Source organism: Stygiolobus azoricus, from assembly GCF_009729035.1.
Lineage (GTDB): Archaea > Thermoproteota > Thermoprotei_A > Sulfolobales > Sulfolobaceae > Stygiolobus > Stygiolobus azoricus.
The window spans coordinates 1733151-1756573 of sequence record NZ_CP045483.1 but is presented as its reverse complement, the minus strand read 5'-3'; the positions used below and the strand labels follow the sequence as shown (position 1 = coordinate 1756573).

Genomic DNA, 23423 nt, shown 5'->3' with positions numbered 1-23423 from the left:
TACCTATTCAATTAAAGAACACTTAAACAAATAGCAATACTTCATATCCTGATCACTGTCGTTTGAAACACTATTGCTAATATAGCAAATATCAGTTCAATAATCCATAATATTATAACCACTTGATATTCCTTAAATTTTCCCATTTTCATAACTACATGCGTAAGGGAATTAGGTGTACCGTCCCAGTATAAATAACCTTCACGGGAAATTTTTCCAAAGGATACTCCTTTAAATTTGGTCCTAGCTTTGAGTATGAATTCAAACACATATGGTATATATAAGAAAAATAATGCCGTATACATAAAACCCGCGATGCCTATTGAACCGATTACGGAACCTATGAAATAAGTTCCGATATTTCCCGGGAATACTTTAGCCGGGTACATATTAAAGATGAGAAACCCTAGAAGTACAAATACCATAATTAGTGCCAATACTCCTGAGTGAAAAGAAGGACCAGTTGATCTGAGACCGATATATGCTAATGCTGATGCCATTATAAGACCCATTCCTGCGCCTAATCCATTAAGACCCTCTAACATGTTGAAAGCGTTTGAAGTTATTGTTAGTGTAGCCGGTAGAATTAACACGTAAAATAAAACCCCGAAGTCGACTATTCCTAAAAAGGGTATTGATATTTTTGTGTGCCCGATACTGTATATTGCTAGTGGAACCGAAGCGAAAACTGGTAAGAAAGCCCTTATAGACTGTCTTAAATTAAATATGTCATCTAGTAATCCTAAAAACCCTATAACCAGCGAGGAGATTAATACTGAAACTACTGTCCTATCCACTTCCGAAACATAGCCGGAAAAGTCTATATCACTAACTAAGTATGTAAAAGAGCCTGCTATGAAACCCGCTACTATTCCAATTCCTCCCAACACTGGTACCTCGCTCGTATTAGGTTTATTGATATCTTTTCCTACAAAACCCTTCTTTTTGGATTCCTCAATAACCCACTTAGTTGATATAATGGTAATTAGAAAAGCTACTACTATTGAAAGTATTATCGGGAAAAACGACCTTTCTATGTATTCCATTACTTTCTCCTTTTTACGGTAAATTCAGCTATATATTTTAAAGCCTTTCCCGCTAATTCGTTTTTCCATTCTATTGAATCTAATTTGTCTAGTGCTTGCTTATAGTAGTTATCGGCTAATTCATAAGCATAATTAAGAGAGTATTTCTTTATAATATCCGCAGTTTGCTTTAATTCCTCCTTAGAGGCGTTCCTATTCCCTAAGTTTTGTAGAATTATTCGCTTTTCTTCTTCATTAGCCATTTCTAACGCCTTTATCACAAGAATAGTTTTCTTGCCCTCCCTAATGTCACTGTATAATGGTTTACCCAATTCTTCTTCATTTGCTGTAAGACCTAATATATCATCAACAATTTGAAATGATATTCCCAGTAATAATCCGAAGTCTTCCAGTTTCTTTACAACATCATCGCTTGCCTTTCCTATCAATGCACCTAGAGCTGTAGACGCTGAGAACAGTTTAGCGGTCTTTCTGTTAATCATATCTAGGTATTCTCCTTCACTTATGCTCTTTCTATCTTCGAATTGCATATCAAGGGCTTGACCCTCAGAGATTACCAGAATAGCGTCAGTGAAAATGCGGAAAGCTTTGGTTATCAGATTTGACTCCATTCCCGAGAGAGCATCGTTAAGAATTTGAAAAGCCTTAGCATGTAATAAGTCTCCAGCAAGGATTGCCATAGGCACTCCGTATTTTACATGAACGGTAGGCATCCCCCTTCTGAGTGTGTCCTGATCCATTATGTCATCGTGGATAAGCGTGAAGGTGTGCAATACTTCTACGGCAGAGCCAGCTAAGATCGCTCGTATCCTTTCACCACCGACGAGATCAGAAGAAGCGACTAACATTAACGGTCTTAATCTCTTTCCTCCAGCTTGAAAGAGATAATAAGACGCTTCGTATAACTCTTTGACGTTACCTTTAATGTAATTAGCTATCGTAGCGTTAATATCCTTCAGGATCTCATTGAAGTACGCATCAATCATTTTCTTCTCTTTCTAACACTCTCTAAAGTAGATAAGCTTATCCCTCTTGACTCAAGCCAATCTTTCAGCTCACCCGTTATAACTAGAGGGGCTTTAGCTAAATCGGAGACTGTCTTAGAACCACTTAGGAACATTGCTGCCTTTATTTCAAAAATACTCTTTTTCAGAAATTCTCTCAAGGAATCCTTTCCGCTCATAACAGCTTTCAGTACTGGTAATGCAAATCCCCCTATATCTGCACCTAAGGCTATTGCTTTAGCTGCATCCAGGCCGTTTCTGATTCCCCCACTACCTATTATATAGGCGTCTGGAGCGCTAATTCTGGTCTCTACAATTGACGCGGCTGTAGGATTTCCCCAATCAGAAAAAAGTCTAGCACTTTCGGTCTTCCAGTTGTTTTTTCTCTCACCTCTGAACATTTCGACTGAAATCCAACTTGTACCTCCTTGTCCTGACACATCAAAATACCTAAAACCGTTAGAGTAAAATAACGATACAACTTCCATTGAAAGCCCAGAACCAGTCTCTTTTATTATTACCGGAACCCCTAAATTACGTGAAATATCTTTTAATTTATATAGAATTTCCATAGAATAGTCAGGCTCACCCTCAGGTTGAAAAACCTCTTGTGCAGGGTTAAAATGTATCGCTACTGCGTCAGCCTCTATCATATTAACGGCTTCCTCTATTTCCTTTATACCATAACCTTTCATCAGCTGAGGAGCCCCAATATTAGCAATGATAGGGGCACTTGGTGCCAATTTTCTTGCAATAGAGAAAGTCTCTCTAGTTTCCTTCTTCTCAATAGCTATTCTTTGGCTACCAACTCCCATTCCTAAGCCGAACTCCTCAACAACCTCTGCAATGAGCCCGTTTAGCCTCCCCAACTCCGGGGTTCCTCCAGTCATTCCGGTGACGATTATTGGTGCTGACATCCTCTTTTTTAAAAACATTACTGACGTATCTACATCAGAGAGCGAAAAACCAGGCAATGATTGATGAACTAGCCTCACGTTTTCCAGTAATGTGGAAGTATATCCTTCAACTTTCTCATAAAGGCAGATCTCAACGTGCTCTATTTTTCTGTTACTTATTGTAATCTCAGGCACCCCTTACATCTATTGCTGTAACATAATTTAAATCCCATATTAATTTCCAACCCTTTCTGGTCACGAATGGAATTCCATATAGAGACTCCCACAAACCGTTCTCGACATACAGTAAATTGAGATCTCTGGTTTCTACAAAATCTAACGGAATCATCCCTATTAAATGAACTAAAGAGTTATCTATATAACGCACAGAGGAAAGGTCTACTGGATAACTGAAGAGATAAGTAGAGGTGAAGTTAGGTAACGATAGCCTTATGGGCTCTTCTTCATCTCTATACAGAACGGGAACACCTACCTTAAACGCATACCTAAGAGCTCTGATCAGTTCCGAGTCAAAAAGAGCGTCATCTATCATTAATAATGTGTCTTGGATCTCTTCCTCTGATATCGGTATCTCACATTCCTTTACGCTCCTTCTAAAATACAGATCCGACAAGTATATGTATGAGGAAGAGTAGGGAACATGTTTATCAAATGCTAAGGATATATTACACTTAAACCCTGTAGCCTCTTCGAATAAATCGTAAAATTTCTCTGGTAGTTTCATCTTACCGTCTTTTGTAACGTTCACGTTAAATTCAGAGAACACAACTAGGATGGGATTATTTATACCCTTAAGGGGTATTCCGAAAAGGGGTATAGGAAGACTAATCACCGAACCTCACTGATAAGTAACCTACTACTGCTGATTTATCCCCAGAAGTATCACCGGAAGTTGCGTGTTTCAATATATACGGTTTCTTACCGAATTTTTTGGCTAGTAATAATACAGTCATTATAGGCCCATAACCACAAGCAGTAACGTCTTTCTCTTCAACAACTTTGAAAAGACCTTTATAATCAAGTTTCTCAATTTCAGCTATCGCCATATTATCCTTTTCGATCGTCTTATCATGAGGTTCATAGTGGTTTAGGTCACTACTTGCAATCACTACAATATCCTTCTTTTTCTCGTATATCTTCATTATCTTGTATATACCATCTGCTAACATTTCCGCAACATCGGGCGTTTGCATCATTATAACTATCGGAACTATTTTGAATTCTGAATCGAACAAATATTGGAGAAAAGGAACCTGAACTTCCACAGAATGCTCGTACAAATGGGCCTTCTCATCTATATCAATAATACCCGTTAGCCTCACTAATTCCATAGCAATATCCTCGTCTATTTTAACTTCACCTAAAGGAGTCCTCCACTGTCCCTTAAGCCAAACTGATACAAAAGAACCTAAGCCCGTGTGATTGGGGCCCAGTATAATAACTGTGTCCGGTTTACCCTCTCGTGCTAAATAGTAATAGGAATGTGCTGCGACCGGTCCACTGTACATGTAACCTGCATGGGGGACTATGAAAAATAAATTATCTCTTCTCTGAGGTTTTTCTTTAGGAATTGATGGTAATTCTCCAGGACCCAAAGGATGTAAAAAACATCCCTTGATCTGTTCCTTTAGTCTCTCGGGATCTGCCTCATAAAATGCACCAGCAACTGCTGGTATTCTTATCATTCCGCCAGCCTCGTCTCAAAGTCTTCGACCCTTGCTGGTATATCGCCGTCAGCTGGTATCTCCTTCCTCTCTCTTAATACTTGTCTAGCCAAAGCCCAATAAAGTAATGCCAGCGATTTCCTACCCTTGTTATTTGCGGGTATAACCACGTCTATAAAGTCCACTTTAGCATCCGTATCTGAGAAGGCTACAATAGGGATGCCTACCTTTGAAGCTTCTTTAATTGCTTGCAAATCAGTTCTTGGATCTGTTATAACTAAAACTTCTGGCTCTATATAGTTAGATAGGTATGGATTAGTTAAAGTTCCTGGCGGGAATCTACCTACTATAGCCTTACCTCTAACTATCTGCGCAAACTTCTGAGTAGGAGTATATGCATAAGGTCTTGAAGCTACGGCTAATATCCCTTGAGGTGAAAACTTAGCAAGGAATTTAGCTGCTATCCTTAATCTTTCGTCGATTTTCCTGACATCTAATACGTAAAGACCTTCCGGTCTAACTCTATAGATAAATCTCTCCATGTAAGCCGTGCACGTATGCGTCCCTATATGAACTCCAGATGATAGATACATATCTAGAGGCACTAATAACTCAATTAGTTGACCTTTCTCTGTCTTCTGAAGTTCTGCCCTCTCCTCCTCAGATAATTGACCACCTTTTTCTTGTTCACTCATCTTCTCCACCTCAAATCGGCCTGGTGTAATGTATGACCTCCTTAATTATATCTACGTGGGATAAAAGCATTCTCCTACAACAATACCTTTTCACTCCTAAACTATCTAACACTTTTCCTGGTTCCTCTCCTGCTGAGACTCGAGTTATAAAGGGCTCCCACTTATCGGCAATTACAGAGCCACACGTAAAACATCTAATCGGAATAATCATAACACTTCACCTATATGCCTTCTGCCTCCATCTTCTCGCACTGTATCTCATCCACTTTTCTGACTCAGTCTGTCTTGGATCGCCAGCTAGCATGGTCCTATCATAGGCTTTATATATCTGCTCAAGCTCTTTGCTCCCAGTAAACTTAACTAGAGCTCTAGCTAAAGCCATTCTAGCAGCATCCGCTTGCCCCATTACTCCTCCACCGCTAGTATATATTCTGGCATCGATCGAGGATGCTATATTCTGTCCTGCTAGTAACAAAGGCTCCATTATTTTCATTCTAAATACCTCTATCGGTAGAATTTCCAAGGGGGTATCGTTTATATAGACCCTACCTTTACCTGAAGTTAGATAACACCTAGCTCTTGCCATTTTTCTTCTTGCTGACGTAATTATAACAGTCTTTTGTTGCTCAGCCATTTACATAACCTCCTATGGCTTTAGATAATTCCGCTACAGTTATATATTTACCCTTTAATCTGCTCACATCAGCATCCTCGAACCTAATCGTCTGCTTACCTTCAAACTCCTTAGGAACACCTATATACACAATTAGGTTCTTATAGTATTGTTTACCCATTCTGTTCTTAGGTAACATACCCCTTACAGTCCTCTTCACTATATTTACAGGATTTCTAGGTCTTCTTATACCGTTCTTTGCAGGGTTCTGCATAGTCCTAACAGTGAACAAGAGGCTGTAACCTTGTATAACTCTAGATTTAGGACCGCTTATTACTGCCTTTTCTGCATTAACTACTATTACCTTCTTTCCTTCTTTAAGGAGTTTCACAATATGAGTTGCCATTCTTCCTAGAATCTGGTTCTCTGCATTAACTATTACTTCATTTTGGTTCTTCTGAACTTGTTCACTCATTGCTTCATCAACCTCACGGTTTTACCTTTAAAGTCTTTTAACTCCTGAACTGCCTTATACAAACTCATAACTTTACCCCCACTTTTCTCAATTTTTTCTTTGGCTGACTTAGAAAAGGACAATGCTACAACAGTAACTGGATGATCGAGTGAACCTATACCTAATACTTTACCAGGTACTACCACAATATCATTGGGTTTCGTGTGCTTATTTATTTTATATAAGTTAATGTAAGCTCTTTTTCTACTAGGAGCTTTAAGTTCTTCAGCTACCGCTAACCAAAGGTTCTTTTTTTGCTTTTCGAGAGTGTATATAAGCTTTCTTAGCATAACGTTCGTGCTTGCCATTTTCATCCAACCTCTAACTTGCCCTTTAATTCATTTAATTTACGTATTAAGCTTTTACTTGCCTCTATTAAAATTCTCTCTGGCTTCAAACTGCCGGTTGACTCGATCTCAAGTATGTACTTTCCTTCTACTGCTGATACTTCTATTTTACCCTTACAATACTTAAGACACTCTTCACATAAGGTACAAGCAAGCTCATTTGATACTACAACCCTACCGTCCTTTGTCGCGAATACTCTTTCCGGACAAACTTCTACTGCTTTTTCACAATTATCCAAGACTTCAACCTTAGGATAATACCTCAGGATAGCAACTGAAACCGGACTATACTTAATGTGTTCTTTACCGTATCCAAGCCTAAGTTTAGCTTCAAGTGATATCCTCTGCTTTGGACCTAACAGTACTATAGGAATCGAGTCGTTTATAGGAACTACTGCAGGATCCTCGGATTTGAGGTCTTTAGAATATACCATTATAGAGCCTTGGTCATTACCTTCAACTTGTAAATATACTCTAGAATAACATCCATCACAATTTTCCTTGCAGTCCACACATTCTTCAGGTGGACGATAATGCTCTAAAGCCTCGTCAGATGTAAATGGAATCATAGCTAACCTGTGTGCTAAAATCTCATCGTAAAGGGGGCTGTTATTCTCTATAAAATATACTTCATCTACCGCCATTGTGGGTACAAACAACATTGAAGCTCTGCGTATGGAATTTACAAACTCTAGAGGATACTCTGAGACTATTAATGACAAAGAAAGATTATCTTTACGAAGTACTGAAATAGACATAGTAAAACACTCGTACTCCTTTTTATACTCTTCTTCCTCTCCTTCCGCCTGGTCTCCTTATAGTATCGTGGGGTAAAGGCGTTACATCTTCTATTCTTCCTATTATGAATCCAGCCCTAGCTAACGCTCTTATAGCTGGTTGTGCTCCAGGTCCAGGTGTTTTAGAGCCATAACCACCTGGCGCCCTTACTTTTATGTGAATTGCAGAAATTCCCTTTTCGAACGCATCATTTGCCGCCTTGTTGGCAGCTAACATAGCTGCATAAGGTGATGGTTTTTCTCTATCAGCCTTTACTACAGTGCCACCAGACGCTTTAGATATTATCTCCGCCCCAGTAAGGTCGGTTATCGTTATTATTGTGTTGTTTTGTGACGCATAAATCCTTGCTTGACCCCACCTAATTTCACGCCTGCTGGACATTTACCTCACCTCCAGAAGTTTGTGTTGGTGGATGTTGTTTAAACGGTGAAGTAGGATAGTAATCTATCATATCCTCTTCACCTCTTTGAACTATGTAACCGGGAGACGTAACTCTCTTGCCACCTAGTGCTATATGACCGTGAACTATAAGCTGTCTAGCTTGATATATTGTCCTAGCTAAACCTTTTCTGTAAACTATTGTCTGTAATCTTCTTTCCAGATAGCTCTCTTCTGTTAAGCTCAATACGTCATCAACTGTTGCATTTTCTTTATCTAATATTCCCATTCTGTATAACTTTGCAATTAACTGTTTCTCTCTTACAGCTCTTTCAGCTGGAGGTAAACCCAATAAAGACCTCGCCTGATGCCTAAAGTTTCTTATTATCGTCTGTGCTAACCATAACTCTCGCTTGTTTCTTAGACCGTACTTACCTATTAAAACTTGTTCTCTGTCTAGATTTACCTTTATCCAAGGATGACCCGGGCCTGCCCACTTCCTTCTACTCTTTCTTGGATCTCCCATCTATTCCACCTCACTTCTTAGCTTGTCCACCACCAGAAGAACCTCCACCGCCGGAAGATTGTGGTTTAGGTTGAGCTTGAGCCTGAGCCTGAGCAGCCTTTGACCTTCTCACACCTACGGTAGTTCCAGTCCTACCCGTAGTCCTTGTTCTCTGCCCTCTAACCTTAAGTCCTAAAGAATGCCTTACTCCTCTCCAACTTCTAATCTTTTTCTCCCTCTCTATATCGTTCCTGACGTAAAATATTAAATCAGAAGTTACTAAGTGTAAGTCTACACCTTCTTCGTAATCCTTCCTTCTATTATACAGCCATGTAGGTAACTCAGGGATTTTCTTATCAGTCAAATAATTCTCGATCTTCTTTATATCCTCATCAGAAAGTTCTCCTAATCTTCTGTCCTTGTCAAGACCTAATTTACTAGCAATAGCTCTTGCAGTGTTATAACCTATCCCTTTAACCATTGCAAGAGCATAAGGAACCTTCATAGTACCATCTACGTCTTGCCCGAAAAGCCTAACTATATATTTAAACTGCTGTTGTTCCGACATTAATATCAGCTTATACACCTAATTACTAACTTGCTTTTAAAGTTTTCAATACATTTTCTTTCTTCTCCTTTACGAGTTTTAACGCCTCGTTTAACCTTTGTCTAATTAATTCCTCGCTATAACTTGTCTTATTTCCTATAATTTTTTTAATCGGAGTGTAAGGGGACTCTCTAAATCCCATTTCTAATCGGTTTCCCCTTTCGTCGACAAGCTTACCCTTATCTGCCCTCACTATTCGGCCAATTATACCAGCTCTTATACCAGACTCAGCAAGTTTTTTCAGTATCACCTCAGGCTCTTTAGTGAAAATCGCAATAGAATCTATGGATAAACCCAAAGGATCTATTCCCAAAGAGTTTAGCATCTCGTAAACTTTAGGGTTTATAAGCGAGATAAAAACCTCTTTTTCAAGTTCAATACCAAAGTTTTCAGGCAACTCGTAAGCCGTGGCACGTATTCCGCCATTAGTAATGTCAGTAGCACTGTGAACCTTGTTGACGATAGATTCTTCACTAATTACTCTACATGTAACTAAATCTACGAGAGATAAGGTCTCCTTCACTACATCATAAAAACCATTATAAATTGCAGTAGTAGTTATAGTACCTCCTCCATTTCCCTCGGTCATAACTATATAGTCGCCCTCTTCGATCTTATCCCTGCTAAAGAAGACCCTCTTCAATAAACCCACGGCTCCTATACCTCCACTGATCCTTTCCCCTATAACTAAATCCCCTCCTATCCTTAACGTACTACCCGCAAGAATAGGAATACCTAAAAACTCCGTAACGGTCATTACTCCAGCCTCAAAATCCAATAGCATTCCTAAATCACTGTCGTCAGACAAATGTATATCAACCAGAACTCCTATCGGTTCTGCACCTTTTACCATAACGTCCCTTAATGCTGCTCTTGTAGCGTGAAAACCTGCTAAAAAGGGAAAGTATGCTAATCGGGAATGTATTCCGTCAATCGAGACTACTACATTCTTGTTAACTCTAGCATCTTCGAATTTATTTAAGCCACTTAAACTCAGGATCTTTTCATGAATTATATGGTCGCCTTTCCCCCTAGAGCCTAATCCCGCCTCACCAGCCTTGAGACCGGTTACCGGGTAGGAAAGGAGTGGTTCTATTTTTGATGCAATTATAGACTTTTTAACTTCTTCTATTAAAGCATCTGTTAACTGTTCTTTGAGTTGATAATCTTTCCCTTTGTAGAACTCAACTTCCTCTATAATTTTTTTCCTTATCTCTTCTATATTAGGATATAATCTCCTAGCGATACCTTCTAAGTCCATATAATATAAAAAAGGAATTGCAATATTAAGCATATGAAAATACTTTCAAAGGAGTTTCAAGTAAAGACCAAGAGTCGTTTTGAAAGTATAGATATAACAGACCTAGTTCAAGAGAGTATAAAAGGTGTGAATGAAGGTATAGCCTATGTTATAGTAAAACATACAACTTGTGCAATAACTATTAATGAAGCCGAGAGGGGATTAATGAGTGATTACATAGAATGGGCTAAAAAGTTAGTTCCCCCAGAGGGGGAATTCAGGCATAATATAATTGATAATAACGGACATGCTCACGTGGTATCTTCTATAATCGGAAATTCAAGAGTAGTACCAATTACTGGAGGAACGTTGGATCTTGGAACTTGGCAAAGAATAATCTTATTAGAGTTCGATGGGCCAAGAACTCGAACAGTTCTTGTTAAAGTGATGGGAGAATAATAGCTTTTTTAGTTGATTTTTACAATATTATTCGGGCTCCAGTTATGCCACCATCGCCCTTATCGATAATCGATAAAGTCGAATTATGTACTACTTCTTTATGTATCGAAAAAGTTGTGGACGAATATCTTACCTCCCTGATGAGAAAGATAAAAGAAAGCGAGAAAGCAATAGACAGCTTCAGGCTTTTTGATGAGGGAGAAGAATCGGTTAATGAAAGGGAATTCTTTAATTATTATAAGTTTACAGAGGCTCTTATCGAAAAAGTGATAGAAAACGACATAGATCTTAATTTCATAATCAACGATTTAGTTGAAAAATTGGGCAAGACTCATCCTGTCGTTCTATTCCTTAAGCAACTCACTGAAGAATAGGATTTTTTATTTTATTTTAGTCTCTTTATTTTGGGGATGCTTACTTTGAACGTAGACGAAAAGCTGAATCTAATAAAGAGAAATACGGAAGAAATAGTAACACTAGAAGAATTAAAGAAAAAACTGGAAGAAGGAAATAGATTAAAGGGATATATTGGCTTTGAACCTAGTGGGCTATTCCACATAGGTTGGCTAATATGGGCACAGAAGGTTAAGGACTTAATCGAGGCAGGCATTGATATGTCAATATTAGTTGCCACGTGGCACGCATGGATAAATGACAAGCTAGGAGGAGATTTAGAGAAAATTCGCTTAGCCGGAGAATACACAATAGAGGTGTTAAGCTCTTATGGAGTAGACATGAGTAAAGTAAAAGTTGTTTATGCTGATGAATTCGTGAAAGACCCGAATTACTGGGCTCTAGTAATTAAAGTAGCTAAGAGTACTAGCCTTGCGAGGATGAAGAGAGCTCTTACAATAATGGGAAGAAAAGCCGAAGAAGCTGAGCTTGATACTTCAAAATTAATTTATCCAGCTATGCAAGTTTCTGATATTTTCTACCAAGACCTAGATATAGCCCTAGGAGGAACTGACCAGAGAAAGGCTCACATGCTTGCCAGAGATGTAGCTGATAAATTGGGCAAGAAGAAGATAGTAGCGATTCACACTCCTTTATTAGTAGGACTTCAAGGAGGTCAAAGAATGAACGTTCAAGGGATGGATGAAGATGACTATTTAGCTTCTATAAAGATGAGCAAGTCCAAACCAGAAACTGCGATTTTCGTTCATGACCCACCCGAACTAGTGGAAGCTAAACTGAGAAGCGCGTATTGTCCAAAAGGAGTTATAGAAGATAATCCAGTTCTACAAATTAATAAGTACATTATATTTGCGAACAAGGGAGCTACCCTGAAAGTGGAAAGGGATGTAAAGTATGGAGGAGATATAGAGTTTAAGACTTATGAAGAACTAGAAAGAACTTTCGCTGAAGGCAAATTACATCCATTAGACTTAAAGCTTGCAACAGCGAGAAGACTAAATGAGATCCTAGATCCAATTAGAAAAAGACTCTATTCGAAGACCAAATACGAATCCCTTATCTCAGATCTTGAAAAGAGTGTAAGTAGATAAATAGAAGGTGTGGAAAAATGAAATATAACATAGTCCTTAAATTTGAAGTAGAGGGTATTGTAGATAAGCCTGATGTTATAGGAGCAGTTTTCGGACAAACAGAGAATTTATTTGGAGAGGACTTCGACTTAAGAGAATTACAAGATAAAGGTAGATTAGGTAGAATATCAGTTGAGATAAATACTACTAAAGGTAGAAGCGAAGGAATAATAATAATTCCTTCTAACTTAGATCGAATTGAAACTGCATTAATAGCCGCTATGGTCGAAAACGTAGATAAAGTGGGACCCTATAATGCAAAATTCCAGTTAGTAGAAATTCAAGATATAAGAGAGGAAAAGATAAAGAGAATAATTGACAGAGCAAAGGAAATTTTATCTAATTGGTCTAAGATAAGAACACTTGACATAAGAGAAGTTATTTATGAAATATCTTCAGCCGTAAAGACCGGAGAAATAATAGAATATGGTCCCGAAAAATTGCCCGCAGGCCCAGATATAGAAAAGGATCCAGAACTCATAATAGTTGAAGGAAGAGCCGATGTAATAAATTTACTCAAATACGGGTATAGAAATACCATTGCAATTGAAGGAGCTACTGGTAAGATCCCTCAAAGCGTAATAGACCTAGCAAAACAAAAGAAAACAGTAATAGCTTTCTTAGACGGTGATCACGGAGGAGACTTAATACTTAAGCAATTACTGATGAGCAACATAAAACTTGATTATGTCGCTAGGGCTCCAGCAGGAAAAGAAGTTGAAGAACTAACTGGAAAGGAGATAGCTAAAGCATTGTCTAACATGATGACAGTATCTCAATACTTAAAGAAGCAACAAGAGGCTCAGCAAGCCATAAGAGAGGCGATAGCTCCAGAGACTAAACAAGTGTCTGTAACTAACGTAAGTATTAAAGAGGAACAGATTCAAAAGTCAGGACAACAACAAATAACCATAAACATTCCGCCTAATGTAGTTGAAGAAATAAAGAAACTGCCTGGGACGTTAGAAGGTATACTTTATGATGAGAACTGGAACATAATAGAAAAAATCCAGGTTAGAGATATAGTCCAAAAGCTGGAGAATACAAACGATAACAGGATCAAATATATCGTGTTTGATGGGGTAATAACACAAAGATTGGTAGACTTAGCTTCCTCCAAAAATATAAGTATGCTGATAGGAGCTAGAATAGGAGGTATTTCAAAGAGACCTAAAAACCTTGAATTGCTGAGTATCTCTGATGTTATATCCTAAGACACTTTCTATTTTTTAAAGAAGCTTAGTATGTCCGTACCACCACTTTTAAGAGAATCTTCTTTTACACCAAATACTTTTAACACGTGCATAGCTGATGGAATTATTTGATTATCTACGTAGTACGAAATATCAATTCTAGAGTTATCCTTCACAAGGAAATAAGGTTCAGCCCTTTCCGAAAGTTTATTAGTACCTTTAACAATTACGTAACCTATCTTACTTCCCTTAGTCACCAAGTATCCTGCTTTAATTGCCTTCTTTGCTGCAACTACGTGAGGAGCTGTAATTGCGTACTCATTAACATCTTTATCCAAGCCCTTCCAAATTATGAGATCTTCTATCTTGAACTCTCCACGTCTTAGGGAAAGAATAGTCTTCCGCACGTATCTAACAGCGTCATCAACCTTCCCCGTCCTGAGTATGATTTCTATTACATTCCTTTGCACTTCTCTAGCCAACTCACACCAATCTCCTCTGATAGCTTCAAATCCTACAATGTCAATCCTTCCGTCTTCTGTTATTCCTGCATATCTCTTTTTACTCTCTGTAAAGAGTACCCTTTTGTATACTTTATCCATCTTAATTTCTATACCAAACTTCTGAGAGATTATTTCTTGGAGCTTATTTATATCCCCGTTTCCTTTTATGAATATAGAGTCCGTATCACCGTAAATCACTTTGAACCCATGCTCCGTAGCGATCTTAGCAGCATCACTTATTATACTCCTCCCCCATGCCGTTACAGCCTCAGCACCTTCTCTACTGTACCATCTTGCGTTGATCCATCCCATATAGCCGTAAAAAGCATTTGCCATAACTTTCAACGCCTTTTGTCTTTCATCCAACAATCGTTTTTCATATTCGTCCTTCGTTTCTTTCAACTTAGATTTAATCTCCCTCCTCTCCTTTACCAAATTCTCCAATACGAATTTGTATAGACCAGGTGGTTCCTTTCTAAATTTATGACCTATGGGCGAGACCCAACAATCATTACATTCACCTTTAACTAACGTGTCGGGGCCTACGTTATATTTGATCATTATAGAGGGATACATTGATGAAAAGTCGAGGACTATTACATTTTCATGAATTCCTTGAATAGGTGATATAACTAACCCCCCTTCATAACTTTCGCCAGTTCTCTCTTCCTTATTAGGTATAAGCTCGTTGTACTTATTCGACTCTCTCATTAATAGCCACTCCACTCTGTAACCTACACTCGCCATAGATAGCTGGTCTAGTGGGAGTCCAGTGATCCTCGTTAACTCTATTGCAAAAGGTAGGAAGGATTCGCCAAGAAGATATACAGACCTTGCATTATCCGCTACATATTGAATCACCTTGTTTTTCTTATCCTTATCTTCCCACATCTTAGGTATCTCATACCACTCTAAGTTAACTCTATCTTCTTTTTTGACAATCCCCAAGTAATCACATATGTTCTCCAGCGTCTTGATTTTTACCTCTGATACAGAGTTCACGAAGCCAGCTAAGTCAACGTTTAATCTTCCAGTCATCGAATAGTGCCCGTAAACACCTTGTGAGGGTTCCCCATTAACTCTTCTACCAATATCTAGCTTTAAGCCCTTAGAATGAGCCCTCTCCAAAAGATACTGCAAATCAAACGAGTTAGTGTTAAAGCCATAAACAATGTCAGGATCATACTCCTGAAAGAAAGCAACAAACTCCTTAATTATTTGTTTATCGTCAGAATCGGAAGCCACGAACTGCTTCGCACTATCGTCGGTTTTAACTGCAATTACTACTATAGGGTCTTTTCTAGGATTAGGAGAGCCTTGTTTAGAATACACTTGAATGCTAAAAGAAAGCTTTCTAAGCTTCGGTATGGAACCTACGTACTGTTCTTTTATGTTCTTGATCTCATAGACCTTATTAACCCTGAAGTTAATATTTTCTACCTCCTCTACCTCAGCTTTAATCCAATGGAATGGCTTTATGTACTTATCTATTGAGTACCTCATGTAAAACCTTATATCAGCCTCTAACACTTGCTTTACTCCTTTAACTTTAAGAACTTCATCCCTATATATTCTAACGTAAGCGGGTATCAGTGTTTCTATTCTTAATACAGTAACGGGTTGCCCAAATAATTTCTTTCCTTTGATCGGAATTATATTAGTTATTGGAGACCCAGACTTACTAAGCTTTTTTATTTCCTCTATAATATACTCTACTTCTTTTTCATCAACAACAACATAGAAATACGGTCTAAAACTTTTCTCTAGAAGAACAATCCTTTGTCCTTCAGTGTCAATTGCCCAGATAAAGATGACTGGTATATTGTCAATTACGTCATATGAAAAATCAAGTATGAAAAAGTCTTTAATCATAAATTATATACCACTTCTCATGTATTATAAAGGCAATCAATCACTCAAATCCAATTCTATCTAGCAAATCTTTAACCATAATAAATGCATGTTGATTTCTACCATAGTAATTTAATTGTAATTTTACCACTTTATATCCAAGTTTATTATAGAAAGAGATTCCAGCTCTATTTCTGTAATTAACTTCAAGATACGAGTGAGAGCAACCTTTTAATCTAAACTTCGACTCTAGTTGCATTAAAAGCATAGAGCCCACCCCTCTTTTCCTTTCCGTCTTTTTTACTGCAATAGATACCACATGACCTCTGTAACCGTATTGAATCACGCCTAAAGAATATCCCAATACCTTACCTTTCTCGTCCTTTGCAACTAAGAATAAGTCGCCTGCTAAAAAATAATAAGCCCTTAGTAAAGAGTAAGGATAAGGATTCTCAAAACTCTCAAGTTCTATTGCGTAGATCTCGTTAAGATCGTCTTCGTTCGCATTAGTTATAATTACCAAACTTCCACACTAATTTATTTAGCAATGAGGATTTTAGAAATTGACGAAAAGAAAAACCTAATAAAATTACACGTGGAAGACGAGGACGACTTATGGATATTACACTTGATTCTTGAAAAAGGAGATATAGTAATAGCAAGAACTACAAGAGACGTAAGCATAGGAAAGGAGAGTAGGAGAATACCCATGACAGTAGAACTTCAAGTAGATCATACTGAATTTCAACAATATACGTCAAGGCTCAGAATACATGGAATAATCCTAGATGCACCAGAGAAGTTCGGAATAAAGGGGGCTCATCACACTATTAACCTAGATCTAGGAGACGAAATAATGATAATAAAGGAAAAGTGGTCTGAGTTCTCATTAGAAAAAATAAAGAGACAAGCTGAGAAAAAAGGGAAATTACTTATTGCATTAGTAGACTTCGACGAGTATTTAATAGCAATACCGATGGCTCAAGGGGTTAGAATATTACAAGAGAGAAGTTTACCATCTCCTAACAAAGAGAATGAAGGAATAATAGAAGAGAACGCTAAAGAAGTCGCTGAAGAGATAAAGAGCTACCTAAACACTCTCTTTACTAACGTAGTGATATTAGCCGGTCCTGGTCCTTTTAAGGAAATAGTTGCAAAACATTTACAAAACGTAAAGGTCTATATGGATAGCGTATCTTCAGCCACCAGAAACGGCTTGAATGAGATCCTGAGAAGAGATGTTATTAACCAAGTCTACAGAGATTACGAACTAGCAGAAGAGGTAAAAGTTATGGAAAAGATCATGGAAAATCTGTCGAAAGACACTGGCCTTATAGCTTATGGGAAGGACGATGTTAAAAAAGCTGTAGAGTATGGTGCAGTGGACACGTTGCTTGTAATCGAAGATTACCTATCAGCTGATACGAGAGAAGAAATAGAACCAGTATTGGAAGATGTCGAAAGGAAAAAAGGAAGAGTAATGATCGTACCAAAGGATTCAACTATTTATTATCAAGTGAAAAACCTTACTGGAATAGTTGCACTACTCAGATTTAGGATAAACTAACTTTTCTGATATTCTTAATCTCCTCTGGTCTGGGTGTTCTTCTACTAATAATACCTCCGAAAAAAGGTTAGAGAACTCAGGTGAAATAGCCCATACACCCTCGCCTATCTTCTCTCCGTAATCCGACAAGTCCATATTACTCCTGACAATAGCCCTTACTACTGTTCCCTCAGGAGTCCCCTGCTCGTAAGGTTTGGAGGAATACTTGATTATCCGCAAAAATCTAGTTCTAGTCTCAACCACGTCTTTATAGACTGAACTACAGTAATGTAATGCTAAATTACACGTCTCATATTTTCTGAGTAGTGATAACGCTACTTCAGCGCTCTCCTTTACCCCCGTAAGACCGTGGTTAACCTTATACCCTTGAACGTTAAGGGGTTGGAAATTCCTCTCCGTAAGCTCCAATTCATTTATATTGATAAATTTGACTCCCTTCTCAATACCCCACTTAATGACTTTTTCGAGATAATCTTTTTCATGAGGTATTGAGGGAATTTCTATTCCCACGTCAAAATTGAAGTTAAGAGCCTTCTCAATAGCTTTAAAGTACTCATCTTTAACTGGGTGAAATCTTATCTCATCTAAACCTACAGCTTGTAACTCTCTTAAAACGTCGTAAGTTACATACCTACCACTAGTGTAAAGATGAACGTGAAAGTCTGAAGAAAACTCATCTTTTAACATTCTGATCAATCTTACAACTCGGTTGAGTGCTAATATTGGATCTCCACCAGTGATCCCAGCCCCTAAGGCGTTCATTCTGTAAGCTTCATATAGGAAATCACGTAGTGTCTCTACCTTCGCCTCATTAGCATACATTACATCTTTACCGAACCTTTCTTTACTTACAGGACAATAATAGCAGCTATCTCCACACTCTCCGGTTATATAAACTACGAGCTTACCCCCTAACCTACATAATTCGCAACCTTTGGGTAATGCAGTATAAACACCTATGTCAGGATTTCCCTTTAGCAATTCTCTCTTCAATATATTTCCTTACATCCTCCCTTTTAACTTCACCTAATAGCTCCTTTAACTCCCTCATTTCGTCCTCTTCATTGTAAGCCTTATTAGCCTGTAATTTAGGAATCCCTTCGTTACCGCCTTCGGGAAAATACCAGTCCTTAAACCAAGTAAACCCCGCTTTAATTAGGGAAAAACCCAGTGGGGTATCTGCAGGATTGTATCCTTGAATTAGCATCTTCCTGGTTTCTGGGTCTTTCAAATAGGTCACGAAAAACTTCCCACCAGGTGGTAAGAAATGATACACAAAGGAGAAAAATTCGTCTTCTAGTCCTTCATCTCTCAACCATGGATCATAATCTATCTCTAGCCAAGGAGTGTAATAACCCCTTCCAGAAAAGTAGTAAGCTTTACCTAACAATTTCCCGTTAATAAACACTAGAAATGTTTTTAATTCCTTAATGTGCGTAGGTCTAACGTCTTTACTTTCTATCTCGAGTCGATTTCCTACCCTACCTCTTAACATCAAGAGCTCTACGGAAATATTTGTTAGCCTTATATAAATTCCTGATAGCGTTCTCAAAACTCTCCTCTCTGTCCAATTCGTATTTAAGAAATACACCTGAGTGACCCCTATCTTCTCTTTTAGTCAATAGTCTTTCACGTTCTAAAATTGTGTCGTAAGATACGTTCTTCAAAACTTTTGCTGCATAATCCTCGTTACCTCTGAGAGGTATTTCCATGTGACCTCTTTCCGTAGGGATAATTATCATTAACTTCTTGTTTACTCCAGGAACTCTTATTCCTTTTTCTATATCTTGAGTAGAAACCAGCCCACCAAAATAATAAAACTCTACTTCCTTTCTCGACATTTTGGATAACGGGAAAGAGATAACCTCTTTTTCATCGGAGTCTAAAGAAATATAAGCTTTCGGAGTCGAAAAAGGTGTAGCTTGAACAATGAACTTGTGATCAGCATTTAACAAGTCAAGTTTCAAGATGTCCGGCGAAAATACCACCACGTCTATATCACTATCCTCATGAACGTCTCCTCTTGCAACGGAACCATATGCAAAACCTTCTTGCCCCAACATACGTAGTGTAGAGAGAATACGTAAAGCCCTATCTCTCTTTTCAGCTAACAACTTCCAATGCCTCTCACTATATTCTACTTCCATCTGATTTAATAGTGGCTGGAATTAGTTATAAAATATGAACACTACCGAGTTATTTTTCGTAGGGCTAGTAGTATTTTGGTTGGCTTTATACCTAATTAAGAATAAACTTGAAAGACACGGATTCCAAATATATCCTTTCCTTTTGCTCTGGAAAAAGGGAACGAGAAGTGAGTGGTTTCCAAATATTGCCAATAAAGGGTACTACAAAATTTTCGAGAAAGTAGCTCTTATTTTAGGACTTATGTCAATGGTGGGTGGAATATCACTAGTGGTATACGTGTTTCTGAATTTAATTAACGCTTATTTCATATCACCTAGTCAGATAGCACAATCTCAAGCACCGAGATTAACTCCAATTATCCCGGGTGTAACTATAGGGATCAATCAAGTACCTTGGTTATTGCTCGCCATCGGAATATCAGTGACTCTCCACGAACTTGCTCATGCAATATCTGCTACATCAAATAAAATTAAAGTGAAAGGAGGGGGTGTCTTACTAATTCTTTTCTTCCCTGGTGCTTTCGTTGAGCCAGATGAAGACGAATTCATGGGCTCTCCAATGTCTGCACGACTGAAAGTAATCTCAGCAGGGATAGCAGTGAACCTAATATTAGCTGGAATAGTTTTTCCCTTTGTGTTTTACCTACCGCCTTTAATCTCCCAAGGACTTCAAATAGTTTCTGAAATACCTCATTACCCAGCTTACAATGCATCAATACCAGTTAATTCAGTAATAATAGCTGTTGGCGGACATAAGGTAAATACTCCTGAGCAGTTCGACTACTATTTGAGCCAATTAACACATGTTAACATAACTTTACTACTTCCAAACGGTAGCGTGGTAACTAAAACTCTGAATACGACCCCAGACCACAAAATAGGAGTTTACTTAACTTACTATTACCCACCTATACTTTATGCTATATTAGACTTTGCGTACTGGATGTTCACAATAAACTTTAGTTTGGCGCTACTTAACGGTGCACCTCTAATAATTACTGACGGAGGAAAAATATTCACTGAGCTGGTCAAAAAAGTTGGATTAAATGAGAACGTGTCCTACACTATTCAAGGACTTCTCTTAGTAGTATTGATAGGAGCGATACTACTATCTCTCAGTCCTCCTCAATAAGCTTAGCACTCAACATCGGGAAGGGTATAACTTCTTTGATACTCATATTGTTTGTGAGCAGCATCACGAGCCTATCTATACCTATACCAAGCCCACCAGTCGGTGGCATCCCGTAACTTAGCGCCCTGATAAAGTCCTTATCGTAGGGGTGAGCCTCTTCGTCCCCTCTCTTAAACATTTCCTGCTCTTGTCTGAACAACTGGTCTTGTAGGATAGGGTCATTAAGCTCGGTGTATGCGTTAGCTAACTCCATACCAGCTATGAAAAGCTCGAACCTCTCAACAAGTCCCGGTTTTGATCTATGAGGCTTACAAAGGGGCGTAGTCTCTATCGGATAATCTATTACGAACGTAGGCTGAATCAAATTGGGAACTACTAACTTATCGAATAATTTCTCTATCATAAGTCCCCTAACGTAGGTGTCACCTCTGGGTCTCAGTTCGTACTTCTTCATAAGCTCCTTTAATTGTTCATCAGTCATCTCCTCAACGTTCTTGCCCAAAGCTTCCGATACCGCATCTAACATGGGTACTTTCCTGAACTGGGAAAACTCTATTGTATATTCCTTTCCTGTAATCGTATACGTTAGCTTAAGATCGTTACTTTTAACCTTCCTGACAACCTCTTGGATCATTTGTTCGGTTAACTTCATAATATCATTATAATCTGCATAAGCCCAGTAGAGTTCTAACAACGTGAACTCGGGGTTGTGAGTAACGTCTATATCCTCATTTCTGAAGACTTTACCTATTTCAAAGACCTTATCGAAACCTCCAACAATATACCTCTTGAGGTAAAGCTCTAATGATATTCTTAGATACCAGTCCTCATTGAGATAGTTAACATGACTCTTAAAAGGCCTTGCTAACGCTCCGCCGTATACTGGCTGCAAAATTGGGGTCTCAACTTCCACGAAACCTTTAGAGTACAAAAATTCTCTAATAGTTCTTATAGTAGTATGACGGATTTCCATAGCCTTTCTCGCTGAGTCATTGTAGAGAAAATCTACATATCTGTGGGCGTAACGGAACTCTGGGGACATCTTAGTCCAATCCGGAGGCTCTATCAGTGCCTTTGCCAACATAGCGTAATCTTTTACTCTAAGTGTTAGCTCTCCCTTCATTGTGTAGAATAAGTCTCCTCTTACACCTATTATATCCCCACGATCTACGATCTTAAAGAAGTTCTCGTATTTCTCTCCTAGGTCATTCACTCTGAGCTGTAGTTGTAACCTTTCACCCTCATCAAATATGTCTACAAAAGATATCTTTCCGTGACGCCTTACATTAGCCACCCTACCAGCAGTAGAAATATCGAATATGAAGGGTTCAGTAGGTTTATCACTCCTTTCAAATTTTCTTATCTCAGGGATAGTGTGGGTTATTTCATATTTTTGTGGATAGGGATTTATCCCTTGTTTCTTCAACTCCTCTATGATGGCTATCCTTCGTTCATCCCATTTCAAGTGTGATCACTATAATCTAAATACATCAGAAATAAGCCTAGTGCTCAATTCAGCGTATCATATAAAGGAGAGTAACGGAAAAAACAAGAAAACATAAAAAAGTAAAAACATTGATATATACTTACTCTATATTTACTTTCCTTTCTCAGCCTTTGCTAACATGTCTAATAGCTCTTTGGGAGCGTCTTTCTCGCTTACAGCCCCCCTGCCAGTCTTGCCATTGTCGTCATAAGTGAAGGATATCATTTTTCCTACTCTCCAAACCTTCTTTATCTTTGAAGTATCTACTTCTTTCTCTTCTCCCTTATACTTGAACTTTACCTTCGCCATATCTTATCATGGTATCTTACGATACTATCATAAATAAACCTTACGGTATTAAGTTGAGTCATACTTATGATATTCTCTTAATAATTTTCCCCTAAATATGGGAATGAATTTTAATTTGGAGCCATTTGTAATAATTGGTTTGTCTAATTTAATTCTTGAATTAGAGATGAAACAAAGACCTAATTGAAATTTTTGGACTATTATAGTATTAACAATCGTTTAATGTAAAGAGCATTTCAGGTTTAATGTTTAGAGATTGAAGACTTAAGCCTCCTAATAGTCCAAATCACATCAACCAAATAAACGTTTAGAATAATTCCGTTATAGTATACTGTGAACCTGAACAAATTAATAAAGCCGTAATCACGTATTGAGCTGTTGCATCATATATTAAATAATCGCACCACTAACTTACTTCACCATCTAAGCCACATGCTAAAACTTTGAGATAAAAATCTTGTTTTTACATCTATTACGAGTCAAGTGATTATTAGTCCGAGAAGGCTAGAGCGAAACGTTTTTAACTAATAACGCGTTAATAAAAACAACAGTATGGGGGCGTAGTCTAGCTTGGACTAGGATGCCAGGCTTGGGCCCTGGTGGTCGCGGGTTCAAATCCCGCCGCCCCCACATTAAGGGGCTAAATCCTTTTTCATAACAATAGAAGTCTTTTTGTATTCATTTATTGACTAATTTCGTGAAGAGGATGATGAGAACTAAGGAGGTTTATCAACCCGATGGGGGCAATGCCCCAAGCCCCGTACACGGAGATGTGAGCCCCGTGCCGTTGGGCTCGAAGGAGACCCATGACCAACTTGGTAGGTGGTTGAGGGCTAAGTCCCTACACTTGATCATGAGTGAACATAAATGAGTGAAATGAGAGTGTAGGGACAAACGGTACTCC

Annotated in this window: 29 protein-coding genes and 1 tRNA gene; 8 read left to right on the top strand and 22 right to left on the bottom strand. The window is 38.3% G+C overall.

Annotated features, from left to right (window positions below; all coding sequences use genetic code 11):
• Positions 1 to 41: 41 nt before the first annotated feature.
• The 15 genes from D1868_RS09620 to D1868_RS09550 are packed head-to-tail and all read right to left on the bottom strand — an operon-like array spanning position 42 to position 10349.
• On the bottom strand, positions 42 to 1046 hold the full coding sequence (locus tag D1868_RS09620) for an MraY family glycosyltransferase (protein ID WP_156007673.1): 1005 nt from the start codon (positions 1044 to 1046) through the stop codon (positions 42 to 44).
• Positions 1046 to 2032, bottom strand: a complete 987-nt coding sequence (gene gds / locus D1868_RS09615) for a geranylgeranyl diphosphate synthase (protein WP_156007672.1) — start codon at positions 2030 to 2032, stop codon at positions 1046 to 1048. Before gds ends, D1868_RS09620 begins: the two co-directional genes overlap by 1 nt.
• A complete protein-coding gene (gene fni / locus D1868_RS09610; protein WP_156007671.1) occupies positions 2029 to 3141 on the bottom strand; it encodes a type 2 isopentenyl-diphosphate Delta-isomerase in 1113 nt (370 codons plus the stop codon). The genes gds and fni overlap by 4 nt, the downstream gene beginning before the upstream one ends.
• Positions 3134 to 3799, bottom strand: coding sequence for a hypothetical protein (locus D1868_RS09605; RefSeq protein ID WP_156007670.1), 666 nt, complete (start codon positions 3797 to 3799; stop codon positions 3134 to 3136). Before D1868_RS09605 ends, fni begins: the two co-directional genes overlap by 8 nt.
• Positions 3792 to 4652, bottom strand: coding sequence for an AmmeMemoRadiSam system protein B (gene amrB, locus D1868_RS09600; protein ID WP_156007669.1), 861 nt, complete (start codon positions 4650 to 4652; stop codon positions 3792 to 3794). Before amrB ends, D1868_RS09605 begins: the two co-directional genes overlap by 8 nt.
• On the bottom strand, positions 4649 to 5326 hold the full coding sequence (rpsB, locus tag D1868_RS09595; protein WP_156007668.1) for a 30S ribosomal protein S2: 678 nt from the start codon (positions 5324 to 5326) through the stop codon (positions 4649 to 4651). Before rpsB ends, amrB begins: the two co-directional genes overlap by 4 nt.
• Positions 5327 to 5336: 10 nt before the next feature.
• On the bottom strand, positions 5337 to 5537 hold the full coding sequence (locus tag D1868_RS09590) for a DNA-directed RNA polymerase subunit N (protein WP_156007667.1): 201 nt from the start codon (positions 5535 to 5537) through the stop codon (positions 5337 to 5339).
• A gap of 6 nt (positions 5538 to 5543) precedes the next feature.
• A complete protein-coding gene (locus D1868_RS09585; RefSeq protein ID WP_156007666.1) occupies positions 5544 to 5960 on the bottom strand; it encodes a 30S ribosomal protein S9 in 417 nt (138 codons plus the stop codon).
• Entirely contained in the window at positions 5953 to 6414 is a 462-nt protein-coding gene (locus D1868_RS09580; RefSeq protein WP_156007665.1) for a 50S ribosomal protein L13, read from the bottom strand. The genes D1868_RS09585 and D1868_RS09580 overlap by 8 nt, the downstream gene beginning before the upstream one ends.
• Complete coding sequence (locus D1868_RS09575; RefSeq protein WP_156007664.1) at positions 6411 to 6767, bottom strand: 50S ribosomal protein L18e; 357 nt, start codon at positions 6765 to 6767, stop codon at positions 6411 to 6413. The genes D1868_RS09580 and D1868_RS09575 overlap by 4 nt, the downstream gene beginning before the upstream one ends.
• A complete protein-coding gene (locus tag D1868_RS09570) occupies positions 6764 to 7558 on the bottom strand; it encodes a DNA-directed RNA polymerase subunit D (RefSeq protein WP_156007663.1) in 795 nt (264 codons plus the stop codon). The genes D1868_RS09575 and D1868_RS09570 overlap by 4 nt, the downstream gene beginning before the upstream one ends.
• Positions 7559 to 7580: 22 nt before the next feature.
• The gene (locus D1868_RS09565; RefSeq protein ID WP_156007662.1) at positions 7581 to 7979 is read right to left on the bottom strand and encodes a 30S ribosomal protein S11; all 399 of its coding nucleotides are present in this window, start codon (positions 7977 to 7979) and stop codon (positions 7581 to 7583) included.
• The gene (locus D1868_RS09560; protein ID WP_156007661.1) at positions 7963 to 8502 is read right to left on the bottom strand and encodes a 30S ribosomal protein S4; all 540 of its coding nucleotides are present in this window, start codon (positions 8500 to 8502) and stop codon (positions 7963 to 7965) included. The genes D1868_RS09565 and D1868_RS09560 overlap by 17 nt, the downstream gene beginning before the upstream one ends.
• Positions 8503 to 8512: 10 nt before the next feature.
• Positions 8513 to 9049 carry a 30S ribosomal protein S13 gene (locus D1868_RS09555; protein ID WP_156007660.1) on the bottom strand — a complete coding sequence of 179 codons (537 nt, stop codon included), beginning with the start codon at positions 9047 to 9049 and terminating at the stop codon, positions 8513 to 8515.
• 25 nt (positions 9050 to 9074) lie between these two features.
• On the bottom strand, positions 9075 to 10349 hold the full coding sequence (locus D1868_RS09550; RefSeq protein ID WP_156007659.1) for an AIR synthase-related protein: 1275 nt from the start codon (positions 10347 to 10349) through the stop codon (positions 9075 to 9077).
• A gap of 33 nt (positions 10350 to 10382) precedes the next feature.
• Here D1868_RS09550 and D1868_RS09545 point away from each other — a divergent pair, with 33 nt between their 5' ends.
• The 4 genes from D1868_RS09545 to dnaG are packed head-to-tail and all read left to right on the top strand — an operon-like array spanning position 10383 to position 13545.
• Positions 10383 to 10787 (top strand): secondary thiamine-phosphate synthase enzyme YjbQ, encoded by a 405-nt coding sequence (locus tag D1868_RS09545; RefSeq protein ID WP_156007658.1) that lies wholly within the window; start codon positions 10383 to 10385, stop codon positions 10785 to 10787.
• 44 nt (positions 10788 to 10831) lie between these two features.
• A complete protein-coding gene (locus tag D1868_RS09540) occupies positions 10832 to 11161 on the top strand; it encodes a hypothetical protein (RefSeq protein WP_156007657.1) in 330 nt (109 codons plus the stop codon).
• Between the two features lie 45 nt (positions 11162 to 11206).
• On the top strand, positions 11207 to 12292 hold the full coding sequence (locus D1868_RS09535) for a tyrosine--tRNA ligase (RefSeq protein WP_156007656.1): 1086 nt from the start codon (positions 11207 to 11209) through the stop codon (positions 12290 to 12292).
• 17 nt (positions 12293 to 12309) lie between these two features.
• Positions 12310 to 13545: a DNA primase DnaG gene (gene dnaG / locus D1868_RS09530; RefSeq protein WP_156007655.1), complete on the top strand. Its 1236-nt coding sequence runs from the start codon at positions 12310 to 12312 to the stop codon at positions 13543 to 13545.
• A gap of 8 nt (positions 13546 to 13553) precedes the next feature.
• Here dnaG and D1868_RS09525 read toward each other — a convergent pair whose 3' ends face one another.
• Both D1868_RS09525 and D1868_RS09520 read right to left on the bottom strand, forming a co-directional pair.
• Entirely contained in the window at positions 13554 to 15899 is a 2346-nt protein-coding gene (locus D1868_RS09525) for a DNA-directed DNA polymerase (protein WP_156007654.1), read from the bottom strand.
• 40 nt (positions 15900 to 15939) lie between these two features.
• Positions 15940 to 16401: a GNAT family N-acetyltransferase gene (locus D1868_RS09520; RefSeq protein ID WP_156007653.1), complete on the bottom strand. Its 462-nt coding sequence runs from the start codon at positions 16399 to 16401 to the stop codon at positions 15940 to 15942.
• Positions 16402 to 16425: 24 nt separating this feature from the next.
• Between D1868_RS09520 and D1868_RS09515 the strand changes: the two genes are divergently transcribed.
• Entirely contained in the window at positions 16426 to 17445 is a 1020-nt protein-coding gene (locus D1868_RS09515) for an mRNA surveillance protein pelota (protein ID WP_156007652.1), read from the top strand.
• Here D1868_RS09515 and D1868_RS09510 read toward each other — a convergent pair.
• Genes D1868_RS09510 through D1868_RS09500 form a run of 3 tightly spaced genes read right to left on the bottom strand, consistent with a single transcriptional unit; the run spans position 17422 to position 19592 of the window.
• The gene (locus D1868_RS09510) at positions 17422 to 18438 is read right to left on the bottom strand and encodes a radical SAM protein (protein WP_420824474.1); all 1017 of its coding nucleotides are present in this window, start codon (positions 18436 to 18438) and stop codon (positions 17422 to 17424) included. The two genes, D1868_RS09515 and D1868_RS09510, sit on opposite strands and share 24 nt — an antisense overlap.
• The gene (locus tag D1868_RS09505) at positions 18407 to 18940 is read right to left on the bottom strand and encodes a DUF1122 family protein (RefSeq protein WP_156007651.1); all 534 of its coding nucleotides are present in this window, start codon (positions 18938 to 18940) and stop codon (positions 18407 to 18409) included. The genes D1868_RS09510 and D1868_RS09505 overlap by 32 nt, the downstream gene beginning before the upstream one ends.
• Positions 18927 to 19592, bottom strand: coding sequence for a nucleotidyltransferase domain-containing protein (locus D1868_RS09500; RefSeq protein ID WP_156007650.1), 666 nt, complete (start codon positions 19590 to 19592; stop codon positions 18927 to 18929). The genes D1868_RS09505 and D1868_RS09500 overlap by 14 nt, the downstream gene beginning before the upstream one ends.
• Positions 19593 to 19626: 34 nt before the next feature.
• Between D1868_RS09500 and D1868_RS09495 the strand changes: the two genes are divergently transcribed.
• Complete coding sequence (locus D1868_RS09495) at positions 19627 to 20724, top strand: site-2 protease family protein (protein WP_156007649.1); 1098 nt, start codon at positions 19627 to 19629, stop codon at positions 20722 to 20724.
• On the opposite strand, the gene lysS is transcribed toward D1868_RS09495, so the two are convergent.
• Entirely contained in the window at positions 20708 to 22189 is a 1482-nt protein-coding gene (gene lysS / locus D1868_RS09490; protein ID WP_156007648.1) for a lysine--tRNA ligase, read from the bottom strand. The two genes, D1868_RS09495 and lysS, sit on opposite strands and share 17 nt — an antisense overlap.
• Before the next feature lie 132 nt (positions 22190 to 22321).
• The gene (gene sul7d / locus D1868_RS09485; RefSeq protein ID WP_156007647.1) at positions 22322 to 22519 is read right to left on the bottom strand and encodes a Sul7d family chromatin protein; all 198 of its coding nucleotides are present in this window, start codon (positions 22517 to 22519) and stop codon (positions 22322 to 22324) included.
• 554 nt (positions 22520 to 23073) lie between these two features.
• Between sul7d and D1868_RS09480 the strand changes: the two genes are divergently transcribed.
• Together D1868_RS09480 and D1868_RS10950 are read left to right on the top strand one after the other, a co-directional pair.
• Positions 23074 to 23149 (top strand) — tRNA-Pro (locus tag D1868_RS09480).
• Between the two features lie 79 nt (positions 23150 to 23228).
• Positions 23229 to 23390 (top strand): hypothetical protein, encoded by a 162-nt coding sequence (locus D1868_RS10950; protein ID WP_196770239.1) that lies wholly within the window; start codon positions 23229 to 23231, stop codon positions 23388 to 23390.
• The last annotated feature ends 33 nt before the right edge of the window (positions 23391 to 23423 follow it).

Coding starts and splice junctions, on each gene's coding strand:
- D1868_RS09590 (WP_156007667.1), bottom strand. CDS start 5,537: ATGATTATTCCGATTAGATGTTTTACGTGTGGCTCTGTAATTGCCGAT.
- D1868_RS09540 (WP_156007657.1), top strand. CDS start 10,832: ATGCCACCATCGCCCTTATCGATAATCGATAAAGTCGAATTATGTACT.
- D1868_RS09565 (WP_156007662.1), bottom strand. CDS start 7,979: ATGTCCAGCAGGCGTGAAATTAGGTGGGGTCAAGCAAGGATTTATGCG.
- D1868_RS10950 (WP_196770239.1), top strand. CDS start 23,229: ATGAGAACTAAGGAGGTTTATCAACCCGATGGGGGCAATGCCCCAAGC.
- D1868_RS09500 (WP_156007650.1), bottom strand. CDS start 19,592: ATGGAAGTAGAATATAGTGAGAGGCATTGGAAGTTGTTAGCTGAAAAG.
- D1868_RS09545 (WP_156007658.1), top strand. CDS start 10,383: ATGAAAATACTTTCAAAGGAGTTTCAAGTAAAGACCAAGAGTCGTTTT.
- D1868_RS09570 (WP_156007663.1), bottom strand. CDS start 7,558: ATGTCTATTTCAGTACTTCGTAAAGATAATCTTTCTTTGTCATTAATA.
- gds (WP_156007672.1), bottom strand. CDS start 2,032: ATGATTGATGCGTACTTCAATGAGATCCTGAAGGATATTAACGCTACG.
- D1868_RS09560 (WP_156007661.1), bottom strand. CDS start 8,502: ATGGGAGATCCAAGAAAGAGTAGAAGGAAGTGGGCAGGCCCGGGTCAT.
- dnaG (WP_156007655.1), top strand. CDS start 12,310: ATGAAATATAACATAGTCCTTAAATTTGAAGTAGAGGGTATTGTAGAT.
- D1868_RS09515 (WP_156007652.1), top strand. CDS start 16,426: ATGAGGATTTTAGAAATTGACGAAAAGAAAAACCTAATAAAATTACAC.
- D1868_RS09585 (WP_156007666.1), bottom strand. CDS start 5,960: ATGGCTGAGCAACAAAAGACTGTTATAATTACGTCAGCAAGAAGAAAA.
- amrB (WP_156007669.1), bottom strand. CDS start 4,652: ATGATAAGAATACCAGCAGTTGCTGGTGCATTTTATGAGGCAGATCCC.
- D1868_RS09620 (WP_156007673.1), bottom strand. CDS start 1,046: ATGGAATACATAGAAAGGTCGTTTTTCCCGATAATACTTTCAATAGTA.
- D1868_RS09495 (WP_156007649.1), top strand. CDS start 19,627: ATGAACACTACCGAGTTATTTTTCGTAGGGCTAGTAGTATTTTGGTTG.
- rpsB (WP_156007668.1), bottom strand. CDS start 5,326: ATGAGTGAACAAGAAAAAGGTGGTCAATTATCTGAGGAGGAGAGGGCA.
- D1868_RS09555 (WP_156007660.1), bottom strand. CDS start 9,049: ATGTCGGAACAACAGCAGTTTAAATATATAGTTAGGCTTTTCGGGCAA.
- D1868_RS09575 (WP_156007664.1), bottom strand. CDS start 6,767: ATGAAAATGGCAAGCACGAACGTTATGCTAAGAAAGCTTATATACACT.
- D1868_RS09505 (WP_156007651.1), bottom strand. CDS start 18,940: ATGTTAAGAGGTAGGGTAGGAAATCGACTCGAGATAGAAAGTAAAGAC.
- D1868_RS09550 (WP_156007659.1), bottom strand. CDS start 10,349: ATGGACTTAGAAGGTATCGCTAGGAGATTATATCCTAATATAGAAGAG.
- D1868_RS09525 (WP_156007654.1), bottom strand. CDS start 15,899: ATGATTAAAGACTTTTTCATACTTGATTTTTCATATGACGTAATTGAC.
- sul7d (WP_156007647.1), bottom strand. CDS start 22,519: ATGGCGAAGGTAAAGTTCAAGTATAAGGGAGAAGAGAAAGAAGTAGAT.
- D1868_RS09580 (WP_156007665.1), bottom strand. CDS start 6,414: ATGAGTGAACAAGTTCAGAAGAACCAAAATGAAGTAATAGTTAATGCA.